Source organism: Streptomyces chrestomyceticus JCM 4735, from assembly GCF_003865135.1.
GTDB classification, from domain to species: domain Bacteria; phylum Actinomycetota; class Actinomycetes; order Streptomycetales; family Streptomycetaceae; genus Streptomyces; species Streptomyces chrestomyceticus.
Genome location: NZ_BHZC01000001.1, coordinates 6068189 through 6090682, shown reverse-complemented (window position 1 = coordinate 6090682; position 22494 = coordinate 6068189). Strand labels below are relative to the sequence as shown.

The following is a 22494-nucleotide window of genomic DNA, read 5'->3' as shown; positions in this document are numbered from 1 at the left end:
AGAGCCGAGCATGTCCGTTCCCCCTGCCGTCCCGCGCGTTCTGGACCGTCTGCGCATCGGATCGGCCCCCGACTCGTGGGGCGTCTGGTTTGCCGACGACGAGCAGCAGGTCCCGTGGCAGCGCTTTCTGGACGAGGTCGCCGAGGCCCAGTACGAATGGATCGAACTCGGGCCCTACGGCTACCTGCCCACCGACCCCGCCGTCCTCCACGCGGAACTCGCCCGGCGCGACCTGAAGGTCTCCGCCGGCACGATCTTCACCTCGCTGCACCACGGCCCGGACGTATGGGACAAGACCTGGGCGCACGTCAGCGAAGTCGCCACCCTCACCCGGGCGATGGACGCCCGGCACCTGGTGGTCATCCCGTCCTTCTGGCGCGACGACAAGACCGCGGAAGAACTGGAGCCGCGCGAACTCACCACCGAGCAGTGGCACCACCTGAACAGCGGCATGGAACGGCTGGGCAGGCGCGTACGGGAGGAGTTCGGCCTGGACATCGTCGTGCACCCGCACGCCGACACCCACATCGACACCGAGGAACACGTCGAACGCTTCCTCGACGGAACCGACTCCTCCCTGGTCAGCCTGTGTCTGGACACCGGGCACTACGCGTACTGCGGCGGCGACAACGTCAAGCTCATCAAGACGTACGGCGAGCGGATCGGCTACCTCCACCTCAAGCAGGTCGACCCGGAGATCCTCGCGGACGTCGTCGCGAAGGGCACGCCCTTCGGGCCAGCGGTCCGGCAGGGCGTGATGTGCGAACCGCCGCTGGGCGTCCCGGCGCTGCCGCCCGTCCTGGAGGCCGCCCAGGACCTGGACGTCGACCTCTTCGCCATCGTCGAACAGGACATGTACCCCTGTCCCGCCGACCAGCCCTTGCCCATCGCGCAGCGCACCCGCCGCTTCCTGCGCTCCTGCGGCGCCTGAGTCCCGTCCGTACGGAGCGAGGAGTACCACGAGATGAGCCAGCAGCACGGAACGCTCGGCGTGGCCGTCATCGGCACCGGCCGCATGGGTGCCGACCACGTACGCCGTATCAGCGACGTCATCAGCGGAGCACGGGTGGCGGCGGTCGTCGACATCGACGCGGACCGGGTGAAGCGCGTCGCCGACGCCGTCGAGGGCTGCACGCCCTACACCGAACCGGCGGCCGCCATGGCGGACCCGGACGTCGACGCCGTACTGATCGCCTCGCCGGGCGCGGCCCACGAGGACGCGCTGCTCGCCGCGTTCGCGCGCGACCTGCCGGTGCTGTGCGAGAAGCCGCTCACCCCGGATCCGGTCTCCGCGCTGCGCGTCCTGGAGGCCGAACAGCGGCTGGGCCACCGGCGGGTACAGGTCGGTTTCATGCGCCGGTACGACGCCGACTACCTCAAACTCAAGTCGCTGCTCGACCAGGGCGCGTACGGCCGTCCGCTGATGCTGCACAACAAGCACCGCAACGCCGGCACACCCCCCGGCTTCACCAACGCCATGATGATCCACGACTCGGCCGTCCACGAGATCGACGTGACGCGCTGGCTGCTGGACGAGGAGATCACCGCCGTCCGCGTACTCCGCCCGACGCCCCTCGGCAACGCGCCCGACGGCCTCAGCGACCCGCAGCTCATCCTCTTCGAGACCGCCGCCGGGCAGCTCGTCGACACCGAACTGTTCGTCAACTGCGGCTTCGGCTACCAGGTCAGTTGCGAGGCGGTCTGCGAAGGCGGCACCGCGCGGATCGGCGACGACCGCGGCGTGTTCGTCAACGCGGCCGGAAAATGGGGCGGCTCGATCACCCCTGGGTTCGTGGAACGCTTCGAGGAGGCGTACGACCGGCAGGTGCAGCGCTGGGTGGACGCCACGCGGCGCGGCGCGGTCGAGGGCCCGAGCTGCTGGGACGGCTACGCGGCGGCCGCGGTGTGCGCAGCGGGTGTACGCGCCCAGGCCACCGGCGAACGTGTCGAGGTCGAGCTGGGCGAGCGGCCTGCGCTGTATCGCTGAGGTGCGATCGGTTTCCTCCCCGTCCGTGTCGCCGTTCTTGGTGTAGCGGCGCGCCGTCGCGTATTGCCGCGGTCGGCGCGCCGCCTCGCGTCGTGGCCGGCGCGTCACTTCGTGTTACGGCTTGAGCGGCGCCGGACGCCGCAGTTCGCGCCCCACGCACGCCCCACCCGCACGCCCCGCACGTCCCACCCGTCTCGCCACCCACCGCAGGTCCACGCGCCGCGCCGCCGCACGCCACAGCGCACGTTCCGGCCTGCCCTCGAATAACGACGCGGCCCGCATCACCGGCCGAAAGGTCAAAGGTCTACGTCAAAAAGAAGAACTGGAGCGGCTGCCCATGGCCGCACCCAGCCGTCACCCCACACCTCGTACGCCCTCTCCCTCCTCCACACCGTCCACACCGTCCACAACTCCCGTACCCAACACCCCCTCCACACCTCACACCTCCCACTCATCGCTTCCCTCCCACCCCTCCTTGCTCCCTCCCACCCCTCGCAACGCCAAGCGCTTCATCATCGGTATCGCTGCCATCGCCGCTCTCGGCGGCGCCCTCTTCGGTTACGACACCGGCGTCGTCTCCGGTGCGCTCCCCTTCATGGAGACGCACTTCGGCCTCACCTCACTCGGTGAAGGCATCATCACCAGCGCACTGCTGATCGGCGCGGCGTTCGGGTCGCTGGCAGGCGGGCGCACGTCGGACAAGCTGGGGCGGCGCGCCGCGCTGCTGTGGGCGGGCGCGGTGTTCATCGGCGGTGCCGTGGCCGTGGCGCTCGCCCCCACCGTCGCCTTCATGGTCGTGGCGCGCTTCGCACTCGGTCTCGCTGTGGGCAGCGCCTCGGTGATCACACCGCTGTACCTCTCGGAGATCGCACCGCCGCACATCCGGGGCCGACTGGTCTCCTTCAACTCCCTCATGATCGTCAGTGGGCAGCTACTGGCGTACCTGATCAATGCGGTGCTCGCCCGGTGGGAAGCTTGGCGCTGGATGCTGGGCCTGGCGGCGCTACCGGCCGTCGCCCTGTTCATCGGGCTGTTCTTCCTGCCGGACACTCCCCGCTGGTACATCAGCCAGGGACGTACGGAGCAGGCCGCGAAAGTTCTGCTGCGCACCCTGCCCGCCGAGGAAGCCGACGGGGAACTGGCTCGCATCGGCCAGGCCCGCGCCCTGGAGGCCGACGCGCGGCGCGGCGTCTGGCGGGAACTGCGTACGCCATGGGTACGGCGCATCCTGCTCGTCGGCGTCGGACTGGCGATCGTCCAGCAGATCACCGGCGTCAACGCGGTCATCTACTTCGCGCCGAAGATCCTTGCGTCCACGGGCCTGGGCACCAACGCCGCGATCACGGCCACCATCGCGGTCGGCGCCGTCTCCGTCATCGCCACCGCGATCGGCATGTCGCTGATCGACAAGGTCGGACGACGACCGATGCTGCTCACTGGCCTTTCAAGTATGACCGTCTCACTGGTCCTACTGGGGACTTCCTTCCACCTCCCGAAGTCCACCGGGGTCAGCTACCTCGTCCTCGGCCTCATGGTCCTCTACATGGGTTTCATGCAGGCGACCTTGAACACCGGTGTCTGGCTGCTGCTCGCTGAAATGTTTCCGCTGACGGTGCGCGGACTGGCCATGGGCGCGGCGGTGTTCGTGATGTGGCTGGCCAACTTCACGGTGGCGCTGGTGTTCCCCGTACTCCTCGACGCGGCGGGCGCGAGCACCACCTTCTGGCTCTTCGGCCTGATGTGCGTACTGTCCCTGCTCTTCTGCAAGCGGTACGCCCCGGAGACCAAGGGCATGGCCCTGGAGGACCTGGAGCACGAACTGCGCAGGACAGGCCGCGGGGGCGGGCCCGAGGAAGTGAGCAACAGTACGGAGGAATGAGGATCAGCAGCGCCCCTCCCCCTCCTCACCCCACCCCTCTCCCTCTCTCCGCCTCAGGACCCCCGCCCCCCGCCCCTCCCCTTCTCCATCCCATGACAGCGATACCCCGTTCGTCACGGCTGTCACCATTACGCAGGTCTTCCGTCACAGCCGATCAACAGGCCCTCGCCCCTCCTCACCTGATGTCGTTCACCGGGCACAGGCTGAGTGATCACCAAACCGCGCGCAGTTCTTCCGTCGGCTCCCCCGGGCCGTCACTGCGCGCGGCTGAGGGAGGTGCGAGACAGATGACCGACCGCAGACTCTGGTCGTACAAGGAGATCGCCGCACACATCCGAGTCCAACCCGACACCGTGCGGTCCTACCGGAAACACGGGCTACTCCCGCCACCGGACCTCGTGGAAGGCGGCAGACCGTACTGGTTCGCCGACACCATCCGCACCTGGGTCGCCCAGCGCCCCGGACACGGCGGGCGCCGCGACAAGGACTGACGCCCCCTCCCCAGGCCCCGCGCAATCTTCGCGCGGGGCCTCCGCAACCCGCCCACGGCGGCGTTACGCTCGGCGCATGCCGCCCACACCCGTACCGGCCGAGCCTGTTCGCATCGCTGTGATCGGTGGCGGCGCGATCGGCGGATTCGTGGCAGCACTGACCCTCCTGGCCGGGCACGACGTCACTTTGTGCCTGCGCACGCCGGTGGACCGGCTCGTCCTCCAAACGGACGGCGAGGTCATCGACGCCCCCGTACGCTTCGCCGTCGATCCGCAGACGGCCGAGCCCGCGGACTGGGTTTTCCTGGCCACCAAGGCCCAGGACACCGCCGGCGCCGCCGGCTGGCTGCGCCGACTCTGCCGCTCCGGCACGGTCGTCGCCGTACTCCAGAACGGCATCGACCACACCGAACGCGTGGCCCCGCACGTCCCCGACGGTACGGACATCCTGCCCGCGGTCATCTACGCATCGGCCGAATGCACCGCTCCCGGCCGGGTCAGGCACTACGCGGGCAACGAGATCCACGTGCCCGAAGGGCCGTTGGCCACCCGCCTCGCCGGCCTCCTCACCGCCGGCCGCCTCAAGGTCGTACCCACCCCGGACTTCACGACGGTCTCCTGGCAGAAACTCCTCACCAACCTCGCGGCCAACCCGCTCACCGCCCTCCTCCAGCAGCGCATGGGCATCTTCACCGACCCCGGCATGGCCGCCCTCGCCCGGGACATCCTGAGCGAAGCGGCCACGGTCGCGCGGGCCGAGGGCGCGGACGTTCACGACGCCGACATCGACCGCGTCCTGGCGATGTACGGCATGGTCCCGCCGGACGGCGGCTCGTCGATGCTCTACGACCGCCTGGCCGGCCGCCCTTTGGAGCATGAGCACATCACGGGCGCGGTGGTACGTGCCGGGGAACGCCACGGCATCCGTACTCCACTCAACGGGATGCTCCTCACTCTTCTGCGCGCAGTCGACCGCGATATCGCCGCCGCCGGGAAGAACGCCGACGAACGTCACGCGAAGCCGTAAGAACCGCCTCGCCACTCAGCCGTCAGAGCCCCCGCGCACCCGCCTCCAGGGGTTGACATCAGTATGTCATTACATGCACGCTGCAGCGGAGCTTCGGTGCACGCAAGCGACTGAAGCCCCAAGCCTCAAGCCGCTCACTCCCAGAGCCTCATCCCCCGAGCGCCGTGAAGAAACGGTTCCGCAAACGGCCGCCGTCCACCCAGACGACAGGAGCTGGCACATGAAGATCGGCCTGATCGGCACCGGACGCATCGGAGCGTTCCACGCCGAGACCCTGAAGTCCCTCCCCGGCGTGGACCGCATCGTCGTCGCCGATGCCGACGCGGCCCGCGCACGCGTACTCGCGGACACCCTTGGTACCGAGGCAGCCGAATCCCTCCCCCGGTTGTACGCGGAGGGCCTGGACGGCGTGGTGATTGCCGCCGCGACGAGCGCGCACGCCGAACTGATCCACCAGGCCCTGGACGCAGAGGTGCCGGTCTTCTGCGAGAAGCCGGTGGCACTGGACGTCGCAGGCACCCTTGACGTAGTCAAACGTTCCGACGCCGGCAGCGTCCCCGTACAGATCGGTTTCCAACGGCGCTTCGACCGCGGCTACAGAGCCGCCCGGGAGGCCCTGCGGTCCGGCGACCTCGGCTGGATCCACACACTCCGCGCCTGCACCAGCGACCAGTCGCCGCCGCCCGCGGCGTTCATCCCCTCGTCCGGCGGACTCTTTCGCGACTGCAGCATCCACGACTTCGACATCCTGCGCTGGCTCACCGGCCGCGAAATCGTCTCCGTGTACGCGCAAGGCGCCAATCGCGGCGACCCCTGCTTCACCGACGGCGACGACGTGGACACCTGCGCCGCCCTACTGCGCTTCGACGACGACACGCTGGCCACAGTCACCGCAACCCGCTACAACGGCGCGGGGCACGACGTCCGCCTGGAAGTGTGCGGCTCCAAGGGCGCACGCATCGTCGGGCTCGACGACCGGGCCCCGCTGCCGAGCGCCGAACCACACGTCTCCTGGCAGCAGTCCGCCCCGTACACGACGTTCATTGAACGTTTCCGCGACGCGTACATCACCGAGCTGGGCGCCTTCGTGGACGTGGCCGCCGGCCGCACGGAGAGCCTGTGTTCACCTGCCGAGGCCCTGGAGGCGCTGTACGTCGCCGAGGCGTGCGACCGCTCCCGCCGCACGGGCGAACCGATGAGAGTCGCGGATGCGCGCACCGCCGCAGAATAAGCGGGTACCTACGGACCCGACGTCGCGCGCCTCTCGGAAAGCGCGGAGTGAACTGAACGGCCTCCCGCTCACCAGGACTCCGACGCCCCCTTCCGCGGCCCTTCCGGGATCGGCGCCAGCCCTTCCGCGCCCGCGCGCAGCCGCATGGCCACCAGCGGGAAGACCAGCACGGAGATCATCGCCGCCCCCACCATGGCTGCTGCCTCGCCGGCGTCGAGTACACCGCTGTCCTGACCGATCGTGGTGATCGCGACCACCAGGGGCAGCGCCGTCGACCCGTACAGCATCAGCGCGGCACGGTCCTTGCGGCCCAGGTCGCGCGGCGCGAGCAGGACGAGCGGCAGTCCACGCACGACGAGCAGCAGCACGAGGAAGAGCGGGAGCAGCAGGAGTGAGCGTCCGTTCTCGAAGAGGGACGACAGGTCGAACTCGATGCCGGTGACGATGAAGAACAGCGGCACCAGGAAGCCGAAGCCCATCGCCTCCAGCCGCCCGAGAATTTCCTGGCTGCTGTCCGGCGCGGCCTCATGCAGGACGAGTCGCATGATGATCCCGGCCGCGAACGCGCCCAGCAGGATGTCCAGCCCGAACACCTGCGAGATGCCGAGCATCACGGCCAGCAGCAGGACGAACAGCCGGATGGCGAACTGGCCGCTGCTGTGCAGCGTGCGGGCGATGATCCGGTAGAACCACAGGGGGCTGGGCTTCAGGGCCCAGTAGACGGCACCGGCAGTCAGCAGGGCGAAGACGAAGAGCAGGATGGTCGATTCGCCGGGGTCGCGCCCGCTGAGCAGCAGCGCCATCGCGATGATCGGCCCGAACTCGCCGACCGCGCCGGTGGCCAGCATCACCGATCCGAAGCGGGTTCCCAGGTCGCCGGAGTCGCGCAGTACGGGCAGGACGGTACCGAGCGCCGTACTGGTGAGCGCGGTACCGACCACGATCGCCTTGGAGAAGTCGCCGGCGGCGAATCCGAGCGCGACGGCCAGGCCGAGTGCGAGTGCGACGATCCATGCGTACCCGGCGCGCTTGAGGGTGTCGCCGCGGACCTTGGCGAACTCGATCTCGTACCCGGCGATGAACATCAAGGTGGCCAGCCCGAGGTCGGAGAGGGCGTTGATGACCTCACCGGAGTGCGCCCAGCCCAGGACGTCCGGGCCGATCAGGATGCCCAGCAGGATCTCGAAGATGACCAGGGGTACGGGCAGCCAGCGGCCGAGGCCGTATGCGAGGAGCGGAGCGGCCACGGCGATCGCCATGATCAATACGAGCGTTGCGGACTGCGACATAAGCCGCTTTTCTACCACAACGGGCATAACGGCCCCACGCCGCAGGCCGACCGAGCACCCCTTCCAGCTCGCCGGTCAACACGCCAGTCCGTGCACCATCGCGTACACGCAGAGACAGCAAGCGCGGCAAACTCGGCCGACCCCACGGATTCGACGGATACGACGAGTACGGCGAATGCCGGGACACGCCGACGCCCCGCCCCCCAGTTCTCCGCTGCCGCCCCTGGGCAGCACAACGAACGACACGCCGCAACGCCCACCCACAGGAAGTCCCCGGAACCCACTGGAGCAGCACCCGTCACCGCACCCGCAGAGCAACCCGGACCGTACGGGACCACCAGAACGCCACGCAACCAGGCATCCCCGCAGCTCACCGAAGATCGTGCCACCTCTTCCCCTCCCCCCTCAGTGCGGATGCACACCTGGCATCCATACCCCCTAGGGGTATAGAGTCGTGGTCGTCGGGAAGCACCGGGGACTCTCGGGACTCCGGAATTCCCGCACCACTCGTGCATGTCAGTGAAAACTTCGAGCACGGCGACCACACGCACCAAGGAGAAACCCATGACTGCCGAACAGACCAACGGCTCCTGCTGCTCCCCCGAGGGCTCCTGCAACTCCGGGGCCACCGACGTCCAGGTGGGCGATGTCACCGCCACCTACAAGGTGAGCGGCATGACCTGCGGTCACTGCGAGGGCGCCGTCTCCGCCGAGATCTCCGAGATTCCGGGCGTGCACTCGGTGCAGGCGTCCGCCGCCACCGGCCTGGTGACCGTCGCCTCCAAGGCGCCGCTCGACGAGGCGACCGTGCGCGCGGCGGTGGACGAGGCCGGCTACGAACTCGAAGGCCTGGCGGCCTGAGCCCGATGACCGGTACGTCCGCACAGGCGCGGGTCGAGCTCGCCATCGGCGGCATGACCTGCGCCTCGTGCGCGGCTCGCGTGGAGAAGAAGCTCAACCGGATGCCGGGCGTGAGCGCCACCGTCAACTTCGCCACCGAAAAGGCACACGTCGAGTACGGCGACGGCGTCTCGGTCGACGATCTGATCGCGACAGTCGAGAAGACGGGCTACACCGCGCAGCGGCCCGCGCCTGCCGCACCCGCGAATCCGTCGGCGCCCACCTCAGCCGGCGCTTCCGGCCAGGGCGCCGCCACCCCGCCCACCACTGAGGACGGCTCCGACTCTCGCGCGGGCTCCCCCGACCGGGAACTGGCCGGGCTGCGCCAACGGCTCATCGTCTCCGCCGCGCTGGCCGCCCCTGTCGTCCTGCTGTCGATGATTCCCTCGCTCCAGTTCGAGAACTGGCAGTGGCTGTGCCTGACGCTGGCCGCGCCCGTCGTGGTTTGGGGCGCGTACCCCTTCCACCGGGCCGCCTGGACGAACCTGCGGCACGGGGCCGCCACGATGGACACCCTGGTGTCTCTCGGGACGCTCGCCGCCTTCGGTTGGTCCGTGTGGGCGCTGTTCTTCGGCGACGCGGGGATGCCCGGCATGCGGCACGGTTTCGACTTCACGGTGGCCCGTACGGAGGGCTCCTCGGCAATCTACCTGGAGGCGGCGGCCGGAGTGACGGCGTTTCTGCTGCTCGGCCGCTATCTGGAGGCGCGTTCCAAGCGGAAGGCGGGCGCAGCGTTGCGGGCGCTGATGGAGCTGGGCGCGAAGGACGTGGTGGTGCTGCGGGGCGGACGCGAGGTGCGCGTCCTGGTGGAGCAGTTGGCCGTCGGTGACCGGTTCGTCGTACGCCCCGGAGAGAAGGTCGCCACGGACGGAACGGTCCTGGAGGGCTCTTCCGCCGTGGACGCTTCGATGCTGACCGGCGAATCGGTGCCCGTCGATGTGGCCCCCGGTGACAGCGTGACGGGTGCGACGGTGAACACCAGCGGCCGGCTGGTGGTCGAAGCCATCCGGGTCGGCGGCGACACGCGGCTGGCGCGCATGGCCGCTCTGGTCGAGGACGCGCAGAGCGGCAAGGCCGAGGTGCAGCGGCTCGCCGACCGCGTCTCCGCTGTCTTCGTCCCTGTCGTGCTGCTGGTGGCGCTCGGCACTCTGGCCGGGTGGCTGTTGGCGACCGGCGACGCGACCGCGTCGTTCACGGCGGCCGTCGCCGTACTGGTCATCGCCTGTCCCTGCGCTCTCGGCCTCGCGACGCCCACCGCCCTGATGGTCGGTACGGGCCGAGGCGCCCAGCTCGGCATCCTCATCAAAGGTCCCGAGGCCCTGGAGTCCACCCGCCGCATCGACACCGTCGTACTGGACAAGACGGGCACGGTGACCACGGGACGGATGAGCCTGTACGAGGCCGTGCCGGCGCCGGGTGTCACGGAGGACGAGCTGTTGCGTCTGGCCGGAGCGCTGGAACACGCCTCGGAACATCCGATCGCGCGCACTGTCGCCGAGGGGGCGCGTGAGCGCCTGGGCACGCTCCCGGAGCCGGAACACTTCGAGAACGTGGCGGGCCTCGGCGTGCGCGGCGTGGTGCAAAACCGTCGCGTCCTCGTCGGGCGCGAGCGGCTGCTGCGCGAGGACCCGGACGGCGGGACGGCGTCCGGGGTCCTTCCGGAGGCGCTGAGCGCCGCCAGGGACGCCGCCGAGGCCGCGGGGCGGACCGCCGTCCTCGTCGCCTGGGGCGGGCAGCCACGCGGCCTGCTGTCCGTTGCCGACACCGTCAAGGAGGGCAGCGCCGAGGCGGTGCGCCGACTGCGCGGGCTGGGGTTGTCGCCGGTACTACTGACGGGGGACAACCAGGCGGTGGCCGACGCCGTGGCGGCCGAGGTGGGCATCGACGAGGTGATCGCAGAGGTGCTGCCCGAGGACAAGGTCGCGGTGGTCGAGCGGCTCCGCGGCGAGGGCCGCAGCGTGGCGATGGTCGGCGACGGCGTCAACGACGCGGCCGCCCTGGCCGCCGCCGACCTGGGTCTGGCGATGGGAACCGGTACGGACGCGGCCATCGAGGCGGGGGACCTGACCCTCGTACGCGGCGATCTGCGGGTCGCCCCGGACGCCATCCGGCTGGCCCGCCGGACACTCGCCACGATCAAGGGAAATCTCTTCTGGGCCTTCGGCTACAACGTCGCGGCCGTTCCGCTGGCGGTGGCCGGCCTGCTCAATCCGATGATCGCGGGGGCGGCGATGGCCTTCTCGTCGGTCTTCGTGGTCAGCAACAGCCTCCGGTTGCGGCACTTCCGCTGACGGATGCGCGCGGCGCGGACTTTTTTCGCCTTCACAACTTCCCTACAACTGACACAACACCCATACGGAAGGGCCTCGATCTGCAGATCGAGGCCCTTGACCGCATTCGCCCAGTTATGGCAAGAGACCCAGATCACACCGCTTGGAACGTAACCATTGTGGGGGGTCGCGAGTCTAACAGTGCGGTGCAGGCACCTCGGCGGGGCCTGTACCGCAACGGCCAGGCTGGTCTTGGGGGACTTCGCCCGGCAACGCGTGGCCGGGGCGACGTGCCCGGGGAGCTTTGAGCGGCCCTCCCGTACGTGCGCGTCCCGGCAGATCGCGGGCACCACCCTGAAGCGCCCGGACGGATCCCGTGGGGGGAATCCGACCCGGGGAACAAGGGAAGCGCCCCGCGCTCCGGACCCGTGGGGGGATCTGGAGGCGGGGCGCTTTCTGCTGGACGGACCGGCCCGGGCCGCCACTCGGGCGGCCGGCCGGTCAGCAGCTGTCCCGGCGGACGGAGTCGCTCAGCGCTCCTCGACCGGGACGAAGTCGCGCTCGACGACTCCGGTGTAGATCTGGCGCGGGCGACCGATACGGGAACCCGGTTCCTTGATCATCTCGTGCCACTGGGCGATCCAGCCGGGCAGCCGGCCGAGCGCGAACAGCACGGTGAACATCTCGGTCGGGAAGCCCATGGCCCGGTAGATCAGACCGGTGTAGAAGTCCACGTTCGGGTAGAGCTTGCGCGAGACGAAGTAGTCGTCGGAGAGCGCGTGCTCCTCCAGCTTGAGCGCGATGTCCAGCAGCTCGTCGGACTTGCCGAGCGCCGAGAGGACGTCGTGCGCCGCCGCCTTGATGATCTTCGCCCGGGGGTCGAAGTTCTTGTAGACGCGGTGCCCGAAGCCCATGAGCTTCACGCCGTCTTCCTTGTTCTTCACCTTGCGGATGAAGGCGTCGACGTCACCGCCGTCGCGCTGGATGCCCTCCAGCATCTCCAGCACCGACTGGTTGGCGCCGCCGTGCAGCGGGCCCCACAGCGCGTTGATGCCGGCCGAGATCGAGGCGAACAGGTTCGCCTGCGAGGAGCCGACCAGGCGCACGGTGGAGGTCGAGCAGTTCTGCTCGTGGTCCGCGTGCAGGATGAGCAGCTTGTCCAGAGCGCTGACCACGACCGGGTCGAGGTCGTACTCGGCGGCCGGCACCGAGAAGGTCATGCGCAGGAAGTTCTCGACGTAGCCGAGGTCGTTGCGCGGGTAGACCACCGGGTGGCCGACCGACTTCTTGTACGCGTACGCAGCGATCGTCGGGAGCTTGGCCAGCAACCGGATCGTCGAGATGTGGCGCTGCCGCTCGTCGAACGGGTTGTGGCTGTCCTGGTAGAACGTCGACAGCGCGCTGACTACGGAGGACAGCATCGCCATCGGGTGGGCGTCCCGCGGGAAGCCGTCGAAGAACCGCTTGACGTCCTCGTGCAGCAGGGTGTGATAGGTGATGTCCTGCTTGAAGGTCGCCAGCTGGTCGACGGTGGGCAGCTCACCGTTGATCAGCAGGTAGGCGGTCTCGACGAACGTGCTGCGCTCTGCGAGCTGCTCGATCGGGTAGCCGCGGTACCGAAGAACCCCGTTCTCACCGTCCAGATAGGTGATCGCGGATTTGTACGCGGCAGTGTTGCCGTAACCGGAATCCAGGGTCACCAGACCGGTCTGGGCGCGCAGCTTCGAGATGTCGAAGCCCTTGTCGCCGACGCTGCTGTCGACGACCGGGTAGCTGTATTCGCCGTCCCCGTAACGCAGTACTACAGAGTTGTCGCTCACGTCATCCCTCACCGACGTTGTGCCTCTTCTTCGAGGTGCCCTGACTGCCTATACCTTCCCCCATTTGGACCTTGGCTGTGCACTCGGGGTCGGCCATAGGGCCCGTAGGCGGCACTCAGTGCCGCTCCAGCTGCCCATCCTGCTCCCCTTCGCCCCGATTGGGGAAGAGGTGACCACGCACCGCACCGACGAGTCGGTAGCGCAGCGCGGTCCACCTCCGACCCGCGGATACGGTGCGTACAGCCTGCCCCAAAGCCTTGCGCGAGCCGACCAGCACCACCAGCTGTTTCGCCCGCGTGACGGCCGTGTAGAGCAGGTTCCGCTGGAGCATCATCCACGCGCCGGTGGTGACCGGAATCACCACCGCCGGATACTCGCTGCCCTGGGAACGGTGAATGGTCACCGCGTAGGCGTGCGCCAGCTCGTCCAGCTCGTCGAAATCGTACGAGATCTCCTCGTCCTCGTCCGTGAGCACCGTCAGCCACTGCTCGTCCCGGTGGATCTTGATGACGACGCCGACCGTGCCGTTGAAGACGCCGCTGTGCCCCTTCTCGTAGTTGTTGCGAATCTGCGTCACCTTGTCGCCCACCCGGAACACCCGGCCTCCGGAGCGCCGCTCCGGCGCATCGGGCCGGGCCGGGGTGAGGGCCTGCTGGAGGAGACCGTTCAGCGTGCCGGCACCGGCCGGACCGCGGTGCATGGGGGTGAGCACCTGGACGTCCCGCCGCGGGTCCAGACCGAACTTCGCGGGGATCCGGCGCGCGACCACGTCGACCGTGACTCGTCCGGCCTCCTCGGAGTCCTCCTCGGCGAAGAGGTAGAAGTCGTGCATCCCCTCGACGATCGGCAGGGCGCCCTCGTTGATGCGGTGGGCGTTGGTGACCACCCCGGAGTGCTGGGCCTGGCGGAAGATCCGGGTCAGCCGTACGGCCGGGACCGGGCAGTTCTCGGCGAGCAGATCCCGCAGCACCTCACCCGCCCCCACCGAAGGAAGCTGGTCCACGTCACCCACCAGGAGGAGGTGGGCGCCCGGCGGCACCGCCTTGATGAGCTTGTTGGCCAGCAGCAGGTCCAGCATGGACGCCTCGTCGACCACCACCAGGTCGGCGTCGAGCGGCCGGTCCCGGTCGTACGCGGCGTCCCCGCCCGGTTTGAGCTCTAGCAGCCGGTGCACGGTGGACGCCTCGGCGCCGGTGAGCTCCGCGAGCCGCTTGGCGGCCCGGCCCGTCGGGGCCGCGAGCACCACCTTGGCCTTCTTCGCGCGGGCCAGCTCGACGATCGAGCGGACCGTGAAGGACTTGCCGCAGCCGGGCCCGCCGGTGAGCACGGAGACCTTCTCGGTGAGCGCCAGCCGTACGGCGGCCTCCTGCTCGGGCGCCAGCGTGGCTCCCGTACGGTTGGCCAGCCAGGAAAGCGCCCTGTCCCACGCCACGGTCCGGAACGACGGCATCCGGTCCTCCTGCGTCCGCAACAGCCGCAGGAGCTGCGCCGCGAGAGAGGTTTCGGCCCGGTGGAACGGGACGAGATAGATGGCCTTTATGGGGTTGCCGCCTTCCGGCGACGGCACGGTCTCGCGGATCACTCCCTCCGGGTCGTCCGCCAGCTCCCCCAGACAGTCGATGACCAGCCCCGTGTCGACCTGGAGCAGCTTGACCGCCGCGGCGATCAGCTCTTCTTCCGGGAGGTAGCAGTGCCCTTGGTCGGTGGACTGCGAGAGCGCGTACTGCAGGCCCGACTTGACTCGGTCCGGGCTGTCGTGCGGGATGCCGACGGCCTGCGCGATGCGGTCGGCGGTCAGGAAACCGATGCCCCAGACATCGGCGGCGAGGCGGTAGGGCTCGTTCTTGACGACGGAGATCGAGGCATCGCCGAACTTCTTGTAGATGCGCACCGCGATGGAGGTCGAGACACCCACCCCCTGCAGGAAGATCATCACCTCCTTGATGGCCTTCTGTTCTTCCCAGGCGTCACCGATCATCTTTGTGCGTTTGGGACCGAGTCCGGGCACCTCGACGAGGCGCTTCGGTTCCTTCTCGATGATGTCGAGGGTGTCCAGGCCGAAGTGTCCGGTGATGCGGTCGGCCATGACCGGCCCGATGCCCTTGATGAGGCCGGAGCCGAGGTAGCGGCGTATGCCCTGGATCGTCGCGGGCAGGACCGTCGTGTAGTTCTCGACGGTGAACTGCCGTCCGTACTGCGGGTGGGAGGACCAACGGCCTTCCAGCCGCAGCGACTCCCCCGGCTGCGCGCCCAGCAGCGAACCGACGACAGTGAGGAGATCGCCGGAGCCGCCCGTGTCGACCCGCGCGACCGTGTAACCGGTCTCCTCATTGGCGTAGGTGATCCGCTCCAGGACCCCTTCGACCACGGCTGGAATGAACATGAACCGACGGTACCGCCGAGGTCCGACATCGCGTTCGGGCCTGTGGATAACTTCGTCGGAAGGCTCTGTGGCAGGGCCCGGCGGCTACTGTTCGGCGACTCCCACGGCTGCCACGGGACGACTTCGCCGCGCCGGACCGCCACCCGTGCCGCAGACGCTTCGAGGGGCCCGGTCCGAAGACCGGGCCCCTCGATTCCCCCTCCGTTCGGCCCCCTGATCCCCCCTCGGATCCCCCCGGTTCCCTCTCCCCTCGGGAGCCTGACGACAAGTACGACCCACCTGGCCCGGGAACGGTTGCACGGATTCGGTGAGTTATTCCATCGTTACCTGGCGTGCATGACGTGGCGGGCGAATCGCTCGACGACTTCGGCCAGCACCTCCGCCCCCGGCCGCTCCCACAGCTCCGGATTGAAGATCTCCACTTCGACGGGCCCCCGGTAGCCGGCGGCATCCACCTGCTCCCGGAACCAGCGCAGGTCCACCGCGCCGTCCCCGAGTTGGCCCCGTCCGAGCAGTACGCCGGCGGGCAGCGGTGTCACCCAGTCGGCGAGCTGGAAAGCCGCGATACGGCCTCCGGCGCCCGCGCGGCCGATCTGCGCGCCGATCGTGTCGTCCCACCACAGGTGGTAGGTGTCCACGACCACGCCCACCTGCTCGGCCGGGAACCGTTCGGCCAGCGCCAAGGCCTGAGCGAGAGTGGACACGACACAGCGGTCCGCCGCGTACATCGGGTGGAGCGGTTCGAGCGCAAGACGTACCCCCGCAGCGGCTGCGTGCGGGGCGAGTTCGCCCAGCGCGTCGGCAATGCGCTCACGGGCACCGTGCAGATCGCGGCTGCCCGGCGGCAGCCCGCCGGAGACCAGGACGAGGGTGTCGGTCCCGAGGGTGGCGGCTTCCTCGATGGCGGTCCGGTTGTCGGCCAGCGCCTCCGCGCGTTCCTTCGCGTCCAGGGCGGTGAAGAAGCCACCGCGGCAGAGGCTGGTGACGGTCAACCCTGCGTCCCGTACGAGCCGGGCCGCGGCGGCCACTCCGTATTCCTGCACGGGAGCGCGCCAGAGACCGACGCCGCGTACTCCCGCTTTTGCGCAACCGTCGACAAGTTCCGGCAGAGACCATTGCTTGACGGTCTGCTGGTTGATGCTGAAGCGAGAGAACAGAGCTTCGTCCGCTTCTTCGGGGCTAGTCGGGAGAGCACTGCTCATTCCGTACCTCCGTACACCGAGGCGAGTCGACGCATACGGGCTGCCGCCAGCTCCGGGTCGGGGAACAGGTCGAGGTCGTCGGCCAGTTCGTACGCCCGCTTCAGATGGGGCAGCGAGCGTACCGACTGGAGGCCGCCGACCATGGTGAAGTGTGACTGATGCCCTGCGAGCCAGGCGAGCAGGACGACACCGGTCTTGTAGTACCGCGTCGGTTCCTGGAAAAGATGGCGGGAGAGCGCGACGGTCGGGTCCAGCAGTTTTCGGAAGCCGGCAGTGTCGCCGCCGTCTAGAAGGCGCACGGCTTCCGCCGCCAACGGCGCAAGCGGGTCGAAAATGCCGAGCAGCGCGTCGCTGAAGCCGTGCGCGTCGCCGGCGATCAGCTCGGGGTAGTGGAAATCGTCGCCCGTATAGCAGCGCACGCACTCCGGGAGACGACGGCGCAGCTGGACTTCGCGATCGGCGTCCAGCAACGACACCTTCACGCCGTCCACCTTGGCGGGGTGCCCGGCGATGATCTGAAGAAACGTCTCGGTTGCCAGGTCCAGATCCGGGCTGCCCCAGTAGCCCTGCAAAGCGGGGTCGAACATCGGGCCGAGCCAGTGAAGGATCACGGGCGCTGCGGCCTGGCGCAGCAGATGGCCGTAGATTTCCACGTATGGTTCCGGTCCGGTGGCCGTCGCGGCGAGATGCCGGGAAGCCATGATGATGGCATGGGCCCCTGCGCCCTCCACGAGGGAGAGCTGCTCTTCGTATGCGGCCCGGATATCGACCAGGCTTACTTCAGCCGCGGTCAGTTGGTCCGTGCCGACTCCGCAGGCGATACGTCCGCCTGTCGCCACGGCTTCGGCGGCGGAGCGGCGGATCAGTTCGGCCGCCGATGACCAGTCGAGGCCCATGCCGCGCTGCGCGGTGTCCATGGCCTCGGCGACGCCCAGGCCGTGCGACCAGAGGTGGTGGCGGAAGGCCAGGGTCGCGTCCCAGTCGATGGCGGCAGGGCCTTCGGGGGTGGTGTCGGCGAAGGGGTCTGCGACCACGTGAGCAGCGGCGAATACGGTACGGGAGGCGGCGGTAGGCGTGCCGACAACGGCTGGCTCGCCGGATGCGCCGCGCCCCCGGCCACTCATCGCCCGAGCTCCGGTACGTCCAGGCGGCGGCCTTCCGCCGACGATTTCAGCCCCAGTTCTGCGAGCTGGACGCCGCGCGCGCCCGCGGTCAGGTCCCAGCGCCAGGGCTCGTCCCGTACGACATGGCGCAGGAACAGTTCCCACTGGGCCTTGAAGCCGTTGTCGAATTCCGCGTTGTCCGGTACCTCCTGCCACTGTTCGCGGAACGGTTCGGTTGCCGGGATGTCCGGGTTCCAGACCGGCTTGGGAGTAGCGGCGCGGTGCTGAATACGGCACTTCCGCAACCCCGCGACGGCGGAGCCTTCCGTACCGTCCACCTGGAACTCGACCAGTTCGTCGCGGTTAACTCGCACCGCCCAGGAGGAGTTGATCTGCGCGACAACGCCCCCGTCCATCTGGAAGATTCCGTACGCGGCGTCGTCCGCAGTGGCCTCGTACGGCTTGCCGTTCTCGTCCCAGCGACGCGGTACATGGGTGGTGACCTGGGCCTGCACGGTCCGTACCCGGCCGAAGAGTTCGTGCAGGACGTACTCCCAGTGCGGGAACATGTCGGTCGCGATGCCGCCGCCGTCCTCGGCGCGATAGTTCCAGGACGGGCGCTGCGCCGACTGCCAGTCACCTTCGAAGACCCAATAGCCGAACTCGCCCCGCACGGAGAGGATGCGCCCGAAGAAACCGCCTTCGACCAGGCGGCGCAGCTTGAGCAGGCCGGGCAGGAAGATTTTGTCCTGTACTACGCCGTGCTTGACGCCGGCTTCGTCGGCCAGGCGGGCCAGTTCCAGCGCGCCGTCGAGGCTGGTGGCGGTGGGTTTCTCGCAGTACAGGTGCTTCCCGGCAGCAATCGCTTTCTTCACGGATTCCTCGCGCGCGCCAGTGACCTGGGCGTCGAAGTAGATGTCGACGCTGTCGTCCGCGAGTACAGCGTCGAGATCGGTGCTCCAGTGCTCCAGGCCGTGGCGCTCGGCGAGCGCCCGCAGCTTGTGTTCGGCGCGGCCCACGAGAATCGGTTCGGGCCAGACCACCGTGCCGTCACCGAGATCCAGTCCGCCGTGTTCTCGCAGCGCGAGGATGGATCGGACCAGGTGCTGGCGGTAGCCCATGCGTCCGGTCACGCCGTTCATGGCGATGCGTACGGTCGTACGTGTCACGGTCCGGCCCTTCCTAACGGAGGACTCCGCTCACGGAGCGGGCGCGTTACGAGCGCCGGCGCCCGCGGCAAGCGGAGCACAGCGGTTGACGTTTCATGACGACGGTGGTCAAGCCGACGGCGAGCGCGGATCAGAAACGCGTAGTAAGCGCTTTCCATCGCGGGAGAAGCTAGCCTGCGGCACGAGGCGAGGACAAGAGGCACGACAGGGGGCGGGGCGATCGATGGCAGTGACACTGGCGGATGTTGCGGCACGGGCGCGGGTTTCGACGGCAACAGTTTCGCGCGTTCTGAACGGCAACTACCCGGTCGCCGAAAACACCCGGGCCCGCGTGCTGCGCGCCGTGTCAGACCTGGAATACGTGGTCAACGGCCCGGCCAGCGCGCTGGCCGCCGCCACTTCGGACCTGGTGGGCATTCTCGTCAACGACATCGCCGACCCGTTCTTCGGAATCCTCGCCTCGGCCGTGCAGTCCGAGGTGACCAGTGGATCAGGCACGCCGACGGCCGGCGGAGCGGGCACGCGAACGGGTGACGGCGGTACGCGCCACTACCCGGGCCACCCGAACCATCTGGTACGTGCCGACGAAAAGCTGGCCGTCGTGTGCAACACAGGCGGTTGCCCGGAACGCGAACTCACTTATCTAACGCTGCTCCAACGACAACGCGCATCCGCGGTTGTCCTGACCGGCGGCGCGGTGGAGGACGCCGTTCACGCTGAGGCCGTGGCCGCGGCGCTGACACGGCTCGTCGGGGCAGGAACGAGAGTGGTGTTGTGCGGACGACCGCCTGTCACGTCAGGGGTAGACGGGCAGCGCCCTGAGGCCGGGCCGACCCAACATAAGCGCACCACAGTGGAGCGCTCCCACACCCGCACCGCCTCTCATGGCGCCGCCTTCGCCCCGCGGTACATCCCGACGCAGCAGACGCCTTCGCAGCTCGTCACCCTCGCCTTCGACAACCAGGGCGGCGCCCGACGGCTGACCGAGCACCTGGTCTCACTCGGCCACCGGAATATCGGGTACGTCGCCGGGCCGCCCGGCCGTACCACCACCCGCCACCGCCTGGAGGGCCACCGAGCCGCCCTCGCCACGCACGGCATTCCCGACCCGGCCCACCGCACCGTTCACGGCACATACGACCGCGCCGCCGGCTACGACGCCGCCCAGGAACTGCTACGCCGAGACGCTTCCTTGACCGCCATCGTCGCGGCCAACGACACCGCCGCACTCGGAGTGTGCGCCGCGCTGCGCGACCGCGGCCTGCGGATACCCGGCGACGTTTCCGTGGCGGGCTTCGACGACCTCCCGTTCAGCGCGGACGCGGCTCCGGCGCTCACCACCGTACGGCTGCCGCTTCAGGAAGCCGGCGCGCGGGCCGGGCGGCTGGCGATGGGGCGTGAGGCGCCGCCGCTGGGAGAAGTCGCCACGTTCCGCGCTGAGTTGATGGTGCGCGCGTCCACGTCCGTACCGTACCCTTGACGCAGTCAACCTTGACTGGGTCAACGGTAAGGCGGGTGCGCCATGTCAGCCCACGAGGTCCAGGAAATCCGCAGGTTCAACCGCTTCTACACGAACCTCATCGGCGCGCTCGACTACGGGCGGCACCTCTACACCCCGTTCACGCTCACCGAAGCCCGAGTCCTGTACGAGATCGCGCACACCCAGCAGGTGGACGCCGCCGACCTGCGCGCCTCGCTCTCCCTGGACGCGGGTTATCTCAGCAGGCTGCTCGGCAGGTTCGAAGAGAGCGGACTGATCACCCGCGGCCCTTCCGAGCGGGACGGGCGGCGGCAGCGCATCACGCTCACGGAGGACGGCCGCGCGACAGCGAAACTCCTGGAGGAACGTTCGTGCGACTCCGCGGGAACGCTCCTCAACCGCCTTCCTCCCTGGGACCGAGCGCGCCTCACTGAGTCGATGGCGACCATAAGAGAGCTGCTCGGCGACACGGCGAAGCATCCGGAACCGGTGCTACGGCTGCGCGCCCCCGCCCCCGGCGACCTCGGCTGGATGGTGCAGCGCAATGCCGCCTTGTACGCGCGGGAGTACGGTTTCGACCTCGGTTACGAGGCGTTGGTGGCCCGTATCGTCGCCGAATACGGCGAGCGTCGCGACGCGCGCTGGGACCGCGTCTGGATCGCCGAACTGGACGGAGAACGGGTGGGCGCCGCCATGTGCGTACGGGACGGGATCGACACGGCCATCGCCCCGGCGAGCGAGACACCTCCTCGTACGGCCCGGCTGCGACTGCTCCTGGTCGAGCCGGAAGCGCGCGGGCGCGGCGTCGGCCGAGCGCTCGTGTCCGCGTGCGTCGACTTCGCCCGCGAGGCCGGCTTCCGCGAAGTGGTCCTGTGGACGAACTCCGTACTGAGTGCGGCGCGCGTCCTGTACGAGCGCGCGGGCTTCGAGCTGACCGCCGAGAAGCCACACCACAGTTTCGGGCGGAACCTCGTCGGACAGGACTGGCGTTTGCCGCTCTGATCTGTGTTCACATGGTTCTCATGAGCGATATGCGATATGCGTTCTCGACACTCGGAGTGCCCAGGATGCCGGTGGGCGAGGTCGTGCGGCTGGCGGCCGGCGCCGGATTCGACGGGGTGGAGCTACGGGCCCACCCCGAGGAACAGGTCCATCCGCGCATCGGGTTGCGGGAACGGTCTGCGGTACGTGAGCAGTTCGCCGACGCCGGGGTGAGCATTCTGGCGGTGTCGGGGTACGCCCGAGTGGCCGCGGCCCATGACGAACGTGGCGAGGAGGAGCTGGCGGCGGAGCTGACCGAACTGGTCGTGCTCGCTTCGGACCTGGGAGCGAAGTTCGTGCGGGTGTTCCCCGGTGGGGGCGACCGCCCAGCCGAGGAAGCCGATGCGGAGGCGGCCCGGCACCTGGCCGCGGTCGCGCCGTTCGCGGCGGAGCGGGACGTGCGTGTTCTTCTGGAGACGCACGATTCGCATCCCCGCGGTGCCGACGCGGCGCGGATCGTGGGCCCCGTGGGGCATCGGCACATCGGTGCGCTCTGGGACGTACTGCATCCGTGGCTCGGCGGTGAGGCACCGGCCGACACGTTCGCGGCGCTGGCCCCGTATCTCGGGTTCGTGCAGGTCAAGGACGTTGCTTCAGCCGAGGACACCACTCCCCTGCCACTCGGCGCGGGCACGGTCCCGCTGGCCGACTCCATCGGGGCGCTCGCCCGCGCGCAGTGGGACGGTTGGCTGTGCTGGGAGTACGAGAAGCGGTGGTATCCACGCGCCGCCGACCTTCCCGGGTTGCTGAGCGCGGGGCGTGAGCACCTGGAGCGGCTGGTGGCGTCGGCTGCGTCCTGAGGAGCGCGGAATCGGGAGGCGGTGCCGCGCGCGGCCGTTGGTCGCGCCTGGCTGCGGGAGCCTCGTACGGTAGAAGGCGTCGTGGTGCGTACACAGGTCGCGACGCCGAGGGGCGTTGAGCCGGCCCGGACGTACGGAGCTGGGGAGGCCCGGGGCAGAGGCACGGAAGCACGGAGGTACGGAGGTACGGGAGTCCGGATCTACGGACGTACGGAAGCGCAGGCGTACGGGACTTCGGGCATACGAAGTTCCCACCCGCCACGCCCGGCGTCAGAAACGTTTCTGCGCCGCCCGCGCCCACCTCAGGAACACATCCCCTCACATCCGTACCTTTTCCCGTATTCGCGCCGAACCGGGGAACCCACCTGGCCCGCCGACCGTCAAAACGATGTGCTGTGTGACCCCGCAGTGCGGTGTCGGCC

The 22494-nt window shown here is 69.1% G+C and carries 17 protein-coding genes; 11 read left to right on the top strand and 6 right to left on the bottom strand.

The features are described 5' to 3' along the window. Positions 1-10 precede the first annotated feature (10 nt). The 6 genes from EJG53_RS26400 (at position 11) to EJG53_RS26375 (ending at position 6615) form a co-directional block, all read left to right on the top strand. Positions 11-931, top strand: a complete 921-nt coding sequence (locus EJG53_RS26400) for a sugar phosphate isomerase/epimerase family protein (RefSeq protein ID WP_125046925.1) — start codon at positions 11-13, stop codon at positions 929-931. A gap of 33 nt (positions 932-964) precedes the next feature. Next, positions 965-1987 carry a Gfo/Idh/MocA family protein gene (locus tag EJG53_RS26395; RefSeq protein ID WP_125046923.1) on the top strand — a complete coding sequence of 341 codons (1023 nt, stop codon included), beginning with the start codon at positions 965-967 and terminating at the stop codon, positions 1985-1987. Between the two features lie 475 nt (positions 1988-2462). Next, positions 2463-3866 carry a sugar porter family MFS transporter gene (locus EJG53_RS26390; protein ID WP_125046921.1) on the top strand — a complete coding sequence of 468 codons (1404 nt, stop codon included), beginning with the start codon at positions 2463-2465 and terminating at the stop codon, positions 3864-3866. A gap of 287 nt (positions 3867-4153) precedes the next feature. Next, positions 4154-4357, top strand: coding sequence for a helix-turn-helix transcriptional regulator (locus tag EJG53_RS26385; protein WP_030018934.1), 204 nt, complete (start codon positions 4154-4156; stop codon positions 4355-4357). 76 nt (positions 4358-4433) lie between these two features. Next, a complete protein-coding gene (locus tag EJG53_RS26380; RefSeq protein WP_125046919.1) occupies positions 4434-5384 on the top strand; it encodes a 2-dehydropantoate 2-reductase in 951 nt (316 codons plus the stop codon). Positions 5385-5604: 220 nt separating this feature from the next. Next, complete coding sequence (locus EJG53_RS26375; RefSeq protein ID WP_125046917.1) at positions 5605-6615, top strand: Gfo/Idh/MocA family protein; 1011 nt, start codon at positions 5605-5607, stop codon at positions 6613-6615. Positions 6616-6683: 68 nt separating this feature from the next. On the opposite strand, the gene EJG53_RS26370 is transcribed toward EJG53_RS26375, so the two are convergent. Beyond that, positions 6684-7904, bottom strand: coding sequence for a cation:proton antiporter (locus EJG53_RS26370; RefSeq protein WP_125046915.1), 1221 nt, complete (start codon positions 7902-7904; stop codon positions 6684-6686). Positions 7905-8468: 564 nt separating this feature from the next. Here EJG53_RS26370 and EJG53_RS26365 point away from each other — a divergent pair. Next, positions 8469-8765: a heavy-metal-associated domain-containing protein gene (locus EJG53_RS26365; protein WP_125046913.1), complete on the top strand. Its 297-nt coding sequence runs from the start codon at positions 8469-8471 to the stop codon at positions 8763-8765. A gap of 5 nt (positions 8766-8770) precedes the next feature. Next, positions 8771-11095, top strand: coding sequence for a heavy metal translocating P-type ATPase (locus tag EJG53_RS26360; protein WP_125046911.1), 2325 nt, complete (start codon positions 8771-8773; stop codon positions 11093-11095). A 509-nt stretch (positions 11096-11604) separates the two neighbouring features. Here the strand turns inward: EJG53_RS26360 and EJG53_RS26355 are convergent. From EJG53_RS26355 to EJG53_RS26335, 5 genes are all read right to left on the bottom strand, one after another. Beyond that, entirely contained in the window at positions 11605-12894 is a 1290-nt protein-coding gene (locus EJG53_RS26355) for a citrate synthase (protein ID WP_030018929.1), read from the bottom strand. Positions 12895-13009: 115 nt separating this feature from the next. Next, positions 13010-15277, bottom strand: a complete 2268-nt coding sequence (gene recD2, locus EJG53_RS26350) for an SF1B family DNA helicase RecD2 (RefSeq protein WP_125046909.1) — start codon at positions 15275-15277, stop codon at positions 13010-13012. A 323-nt stretch (positions 15278-15600) separates the two neighbouring features. After that, positions 15601-16479, bottom strand: a complete 879-nt coding sequence (locus EJG53_RS26345) for a sugar phosphate isomerase/epimerase family protein (protein WP_125046907.1) — start codon at positions 16477-16479, stop codon at positions 15601-15603. Further along, positions 16476-17603, bottom strand: a complete 1128-nt coding sequence (locus EJG53_RS26340) for a dihydrodipicolinate synthase family protein (protein ID WP_125046905.1) — start codon at positions 17601-17603, stop codon at positions 16476-16478. Before EJG53_RS26340 ends, EJG53_RS26345 begins: the two co-directional genes overlap by 4 nt. After that, positions 17600-18751, bottom strand: a complete 1152-nt coding sequence (locus EJG53_RS26335; protein ID WP_125046903.1) for a Gfo/Idh/MocA family protein — start codon at positions 18749-18751, stop codon at positions 17600-17602. The genes EJG53_RS26340 and EJG53_RS26335 overlap by 4 nt, the downstream gene beginning before the upstream one ends. 223 nt (positions 18752-18974) lie before the next feature. On the opposite strand from EJG53_RS26335, the gene EJG53_RS26330 reads away from it, so the two are divergent. The 3 genes from EJG53_RS26330 to EJG53_RS26320 are packed head-to-tail and all read left to right on the top strand — an operon-like array spanning position 18975 to position 22072. After that, a complete protein-coding gene (locus EJG53_RS26330) occupies positions 18975-20231 on the top strand; it encodes a LacI family DNA-binding transcriptional regulator (protein ID WP_125049612.1) in 1257 nt (418 codons plus the stop codon). A gap of 42 nt (positions 20232-20273) precedes the next feature. Further along, the gene (locus tag EJG53_RS26325; RefSeq protein WP_125046902.1) at positions 20274-21233 is read left to right on the top strand and encodes a bifunctional helix-turn-helix transcriptional regulator/GNAT family N-acetyltransferase; all 960 of its coding nucleotides are present in this window, start codon (positions 20274-20276) and stop codon (positions 21231-21233) included. 29 nt (positions 21234-21262) lie between these two features. Beyond that, positions 21263-22072 (top strand): sugar phosphate isomerase/epimerase family protein, encoded by an 810-nt coding sequence (locus tag EJG53_RS26320; RefSeq protein ID WP_125049611.1) that lies wholly within the window; start codon positions 21263-21265, stop codon positions 22070-22072. Positions 22073-22494 lie beyond the last annotated feature (422 nt).

Excerpts from the sequence above, each read along its gene's own strand:
- EJG53_RS26400 (WP_125046925.1), top strand. The coding sequence starts at position 11 with ATGTCCGTTCCCCCTGCCGTCCCGCGCGTTCTGGACCGTCTGCGCATC.
- EJG53_RS26395 (WP_125046923.1), top strand. The coding sequence starts at position 965 with ATGAGCCAGCAGCACGGAACGCTCGGCGTGGCCGTCATCGGCACCGGC.
- EJG53_RS26385 (WP_030018934.1), top strand. The coding sequence starts at position 4,154 with ATGACCGACCGCAGACTCTGGTCGTACAAGGAGATCGCCGCACACATC.
- EJG53_RS26380 (WP_125046919.1), top strand. The coding sequence starts at position 4,434 with ATGCCGCCCACACCCGTACCGGCCGAGCCTGTTCGCATCGCTGTGATC.
- EJG53_RS26375 (WP_125046917.1), top strand. The coding sequence starts at position 5,605 with ATGAAGATCGGCCTGATCGGCACCGGACGCATCGGAGCGTTCCACGCC.
- EJG53_RS26370 (WP_125046915.1), bottom strand. The coding sequence starts at position 7,904 with ATGTCGCAGTCCGCAACGCTCGTATTGATCATGGCGATCGCCGTGGCC.
- EJG53_RS26365 (WP_125046913.1), top strand. The coding sequence starts at position 8,469 with ATGACTGCCGAACAGACCAACGGCTCCTGCTGCTCCCCCGAGGGCTCC.
- EJG53_RS26360 (WP_125046911.1), top strand. The coding sequence starts at position 8,771 with ATGACCGGTACGTCCGCACAGGCGCGGGTCGAGCTCGCCATCGGCGGC.
- recD2 (WP_125046909.1), bottom strand. The coding sequence starts at position 15,277 with ATGTTCATTCCAGCCGTGGTCGAAGGGGTCCTGGAGCGGATCACCTAC.
- EJG53_RS26345 (WP_125046907.1), bottom strand. The coding sequence starts at position 16,479 with ATGAGCAGTGCTCTCCCGACTAGCCCCGAAGAAGCGGACGAAGCTCTG.
- EJG53_RS26340 (WP_125046905.1), bottom strand. The coding sequence starts at position 17,603 with ATGAGTGGCCGGGGGCGCGGCGCATCCGGCGAGCCAGCCGTTGTCGGC.
- EJG53_RS26330 (WP_125049612.1), top strand. The coding sequence starts at position 18,975 with ATGGCAGTGACACTGGCGGATGTTGCGGCACGGGCGCGGGTTTCGACG.
- EJG53_RS26325 (WP_125046902.1), top strand. The coding sequence starts at position 20,274 with ATGTCAGCCCACGAGGTCCAGGAAATCCGCAGGTTCAACCGCTTCTAC.
- EJG53_RS26320 (WP_125049611.1), top strand. The coding sequence starts at position 21,263 with ATGCGATATGCGTTCTCGACACTCGGAGTGCCCAGGATGCCGGTGGGC.